The organism is Ruthenibacterium intestinale (assembly GCF_040096265.1).
GTDB lineage: Bacteria > Bacillota > Clostridia > Oscillospirales > Ruminococcaceae > Ruthenibacterium > Ruthenibacterium komagatae.
In genome coordinates this window covers 1-4,859 of record NZ_JBBMFA010000010.1, presented here as the reverse complement: position 1 = coordinate 4,859, position 4,859 = coordinate 1, and the positions used below count along the sequence as shown (strand labels likewise).

Annotated in this window: 5 protein-coding genes; all 5 read left to right on the top strand. The window is 53.5% G+C overall.

Annotated elements, in window-relative coordinates:
- The first annotated feature begins 82 nt into the window (after nt 1–82).
- The 5 genes from WMO24_RS00095 to WMO24_RS00075 all read left to right on the top strand — a co-directional run bounded on the left by WMO24_RS00095 (nt 83) and on the right by WMO24_RS00075 (nt 4,514).
- A complete protein-coding gene (locus WMO24_RS00095) occupies nt 83–1,612 on the top strand; it encodes a ParB/RepB/Spo0J family partition protein (RefSeq protein WP_349213967.1) in 1,530 nt (509 codons plus the stop codon).
- Between the two features lie 291 nt (nt 1,613–1,903).
- Nucleotides 1,904–2,245 (top strand): DUF7768 domain-containing protein, encoded by a 342-nt coding sequence (locus WMO24_RS00090; protein ID WP_050618702.1) that lies wholly within the window; start codon nt 1,904–1,906, stop codon nt 2,243–2,245.
- Nucleotides 2,245–2,958 carry an antirestriction protein ArdA gene (locus tag WMO24_RS00085; protein WP_349213966.1) on the top strand — a complete coding sequence of 238 codons (714 nt, stop codon included), beginning with the start codon at nt 2,245–2,247 and terminating at the stop codon, nt 2,956–2,958. The genes WMO24_RS00090 and WMO24_RS00085 overlap by 1 nt, the downstream gene beginning before the upstream one ends.
- A 27-nt stretch (nt 2,959–2,985) precedes the next feature.
- Nucleotides 2,986–3,492, top strand: coding sequence for a PcfB family protein (locus tag WMO24_RS00080; protein ID WP_435413640.1), 507 nt, complete (start codon nt 2,986–2,988; stop codon nt 3,490–3,492).
- Nucleotides 3,489–4,514 (top strand): M56 family metallopeptidase, encoded by a 1,026-nt coding sequence (locus WMO24_RS00075; RefSeq protein ID WP_349213969.1) that lies wholly within the window; start codon nt 3,489–3,491, stop codon nt 4,512–4,514. The genes WMO24_RS00080 and WMO24_RS00075 overlap by 4 nt, the downstream gene beginning before the upstream one ends.
- The last annotated feature ends 345 nt before the right edge of the window (nt 4,515–4,859 follow it).

Here is a 4,859-nt window from a genome sequence, read left to right as displayed (position 1 = left end):
CCACAGCATCCCTTACAGTGTAGCACAGCCCTTGGAGAGGGGCTCTAATAACTACTACTCTATAATACAAGGAGGTTAGCAAATGGCCGATGAAAAAGTGAACATGGGCCCGGAGGAAAATAAGACCCCAGAAACCCAATCCCCGCCCGGCCAGGGTGATCTGCCACCGCTGGAGGAAGATAATGCTCCTGCTGTTTCTGGTGAAGATAAAGCGGCCCCCGATCATGTGGAGCCCGATCCGCCGTCAGCCGACAAGCACACACAGCAGACTGTTCTTCCCGGCATGGGCGAAGATACACCCGCCCCGTCCGGCAAGGTGATCAACCTTTCGGACATCCAGGCCGCTGATAAGGACGGCAAGGAGGCTTCTACTACCGCCCCGGAAAAGAAAGCGCCGGAGGCGGATAAGCCGAAAAAGCGCCGGGGCCGTCCCCCGAAAGAGCAGGCTGCGGTGTCTGCGGGGAAAAAGGAGAAAGCGGCGGAGCCCCGCACAGGCCGCCCGTCTAAGGTTGACAAGGCGGCCCGTGATGAGGCCCCGCCCGCTGTTCGGGACAAAGTGTCCAGAGGTAAGAAAGCTGACAAGGGCAAGGAAACGGGTTCCGGCGGTGCGCCTGTGTCTAAACCCGCTAAGGCGGTAAAGCCGGACAAGGCCGCTCCCGTCAAGGAGGCGGCAGTCCCGCCGGAGATCAATCTGCCGCCCACGCCTGACGTGCCGCCCCGCCCGGTGGAAGAGGGAAAAATCGTCTATCTGAAAATGGCGGAGCTTCACCCGTTCCATACGTTCCGGGAGCACCCCTACAAGGTGCAGGACGATAAGGCGATGGACGATCTGGTGGGGACAATCAAGGAACACGGCATTATGACCCCTGCCACCGTCCGCCCGGAAAAAGACGGCAAGGGCTATGAGATTATCGCGGGCCACCGCCGCCATCACGGTGGTACACGGGCCGGGCTGGAGGAAATGCCCTGCATCGTCCGGGAAATGACCGATCTTGAAGCTGTCCGGGAAATGCGGAACAGCAACAAGCAGCGGGGCGATCCTCTCCCCAGCGAACTGGCAAAGCTGCTGGATTTGGAGGTGGAGGCCATTAAACGCCAGGGGGCCCGCCCGAAAAGTGAGAAAGAGGCAGAGGCCCTGGGTAAGCTCTCGGTGGAGATTGTGGGTAAGGAACACGACATGAACTATAAAAAGGTCATGCGGTATATCCGGCTCAACTCCCTGGTGCCGGAGCTTCTGGACAAGGTGGACACAAAGCAGATGGGTTTTATGCCTGCGGTGGAGATCTCGTATATCAGGCCGGAAAACCAGCGGCTGATTGCCGTTTCCATTGATGGGGAGCAGTCCTCCCCCTCGGTGGCCCAAGCGAAGCGGCTCCACGAGCTGGACAAGGAGAGCAAGCTCAACGGCGATGTGATCGACGGCATTTTGAGTGAAGAAAAAAAGGAGGAGCGCGGTGTGATTATTTCGACTGCTGAACTGTCTAAGTATTTCGGTAAGGAGGTCACTCCTGCCAAAATGAAAGAGCAGATCATGGCGCTGCTGGACGAGTGGAAAGAGAAACAGCCGCCCGAACTGGCGCAGCCGGACAGGAAAAAGGACTTGGAGAAGTAACCGGGCCCCGCTTCTGGACATTTTGTCCAGAGGTGAACTCCCCGCGCCGGGGATGGGCTCTGTGGTGATATATCCCCCGTCGCCGGATATTTTGCAGCGCAGCCGGGAACGGGCCGTCAAGGGGCGGAACGCCCGCCGTTTGCGGCGGCTTGCCCTTGACGGCCTGGTCCGGCTGTGCTATTTCCGGCAAGGCGGCGGGGGTATATCCTCCAGAGCCGCCCCCTTTCCCATGAATGGGAAAGGGCGGGGGGATAGGGTTGAACTACCTATATAAATATCGGAGGTGTGATAATGAAACGATCCCTTGCTTATATCACCGCTGCGTGGCGCGGTGATCCTGCGGTGGATATGGAGCAGGCGGCGCATTACTGCCGCGTGGTCTACGATGCGGGCTATTCCCCCATCTGCCCTATGCTCTATCTGCCGTTGTTCCTCAATGACGCGGTGCCGGAGGAGCACAAGAACGGCATCGACATGGGCCGCGATCTGCTCCGGCGCTCCCGTGTGCTGGTGGTGTGCGGCCATTCCGTGACCGAGGCCATGAAAAATGATATTGCCGTGGCCCAGCGCCTGGGGATCACCGCGACTACCCTTGAGGGCATCCTGACCGTCAAGGGCCAGGGGCGGTGCTGATGGCGTCCCTGTTTGAAGCCTACATCACCAACCTGGGAAAGTACAACGAGGGTGAGCTGGTTGGCGAAACGCTGAAATTCCCCACGACTACCGAAGAAGTACAGGCCCTTTTGAAGCGGATCGGTGTGGACGGGGTACGTTATGAGGAATTTTTCATAACCAGTTTTGACGGTGATGTGCTGGGGCTCTACGACTATCTCACAGAATATGAAAACCTGGACGAGCTCAATTATCTGGCCTGTCTGCTCTCCGAACTGGATCAAGGTGAGCTGGAGAAATTTGAGGCCGTCATTGACAGCGGCGAACATACTTCCAGTGTGGCTGATCTTATCAATCTGGCGCAAAACCTGGACTGCTACGAATTTTATCCCGGTGTGGGGGACGATGAAACCCTGGGCCGCATCTATGTGGAGGACATGGAGGCCATTGACGTGCCGGAGCACCTGCTCCCTTACTTCGATTATGAAGCATACGGGAGGGACATTCGGATCAACGAGGACGGTCACTTTGCCCCCGGCGGCTATGTGCTGAACAACGGCGGCAAATTCATCGAGCACTACCACGGGATCGAGGACATTCCCGCCGAGCACAAGGTTTTCGCTTTTCCGCAGCTCTCGGTGCGGGAGCAGATGGCGGCCTACAAAGAAATTATTGACGGCTCTTCCCTGGAGGGCTATCGGAAAATCACCCAAAAGGAACACGAGGGGCGGTAGCGGCACTTCTGGACGTTTTGTCCAGAGGTGCTTTTTTCATGGAAAGGAGGGATACGGCTGATTGACGAGGACGTTTCCAGACGTACCATAGCAGTTTCCATCAAGGCAACAAAGCTCACGGGCCGAGTGCTGGCCCAGGCGTGTCTGGCGGTGGGCCGGAAGATTAAGAAAACGTACCGGGCCCGCCAGACACCCCACGGAAAACAGACGGTGCGCCAGCTTATGGGCCACGGGGCCGCCACGAACAGCATCGAGGTGGAGTCCCCAAAGGACTTTGACCGGGTGGCCCGGCGCTGGAATGTGGACTATGCCTTTTATAAGACCGGGCCGGACAAATACCTGTTGTTTTTCAAGAGCGGGCAGACCGACGCCATCACCGCTTGCTTTTCGGAATATTCCCGGCGCGTGTTGAAGCGTTCCAAGTCCCAGCGTGTTCCCATCCGGGAACAGCTCAAACGGGCTGCCGCTGAACTGGCCCGCCATCCGTCCCACAAGAAAGAACGTGCAAGGGAGGCGGTGCATGAGGACAGATAACCTATGGCATCCTGCATCCGGTGATCCTATTACCCAAAAAACTTGACCGAAATGACCAGGCGGCATTGAAGTATGTACTGACCCATGAATATGTCCACATTCGGCGCTTTGACGCAATTACAAAACTTCTCTTTGCTGCTGTGCTTTGTATCCATTGGTTTAATCCGCTGGCTTGGGTATTGTATGTCCTTGCCAATCGGGACGTGGAATTGTCGTGCGATGCCTGGGTTATCCGTATGATGGGTGCAAAAAACCGTTCCTCCTATGCGCTAATGTTAATTAAAATGGAGGAAAGGAGAAGCGGTATGTCCGCTTTGTACAGTCATTTCGGAAAAAATGCAATTTCAGAAAGGATTGAAGCAATTATGAAATTCAAAAAGACTTCTATCATCACTTGTGCGTTGGCTTTAGTTCTAGTGGTTGGTGCCACAACTGCCTTTGCCAGCAGCGATGTAAATCATGAAAATACTGATACAGCTCAATTCGTAGGTTATACCAGGAATTTGGGAAACGGCACCGAACACAGTGTAGATAATGGGGAAACTTGGATTTCCGAAGAAAAATATAACGAGTTATATCCCCAGCTAGATATTGTTTATTGGACTTATGAAGAATACAAGGAATATTTAGAAGAGCAGATACCCGTATGGCAAAGCCTTATCGGTGTAAAATATAAGAACGTAAAAGGCGAATGGGTAGAATGGACACAGGAAACGGTCGATCAGTGCATTGCTCAAGCCGAGGAGGAATTGGAAGCAATAAAAAATGGAGCATTAGTATCGCGAACTATTGACGGCGTAAATGATCCTAACTTCAGTATAACTATCAATAACCTTAATTCTGATGTGGATGTGACATATACTACAACGATCATTGACCAAAAGGGGCAAGAAATCAATTTGGGAAGTTTCGCCACGGAAGAAGAACGCTTAACTGCGGTTCAAGATTATTGTGATGAACAAATCAGACTTGGAAATATGACCAAGGAATATGCCGAAAATTTAATCAATGATTTGCAATAGTTAATTGATTTATAAGGGCCTGCCCAAATAGCGGAAATAAAAAAAACCGTTGTTTCGGCGGCTGGTCATCCATGCGCCCTGATATAATACAGTAGCCTAACGGCGGTTTTGAGAAATCAAGGCCGCCGTTTTCTTTTTGAAAAATGAGAATACGGAGGGTGTGTTAAAGTCGCCCTTTTTTAAGGATACGGCGGCGTCCGGGAGGTTTTGCTGTGTCCTTTTTCATTTTCCAACCACCTAACCTGTCAAAAAAAGTCCATACGCCCAACAGGATCAGTCCGGCGGTGGATGCGAAATTTGGCAGTACATAAATGAATTTGTCATTTCATGCGCTTGCGTGGCCTT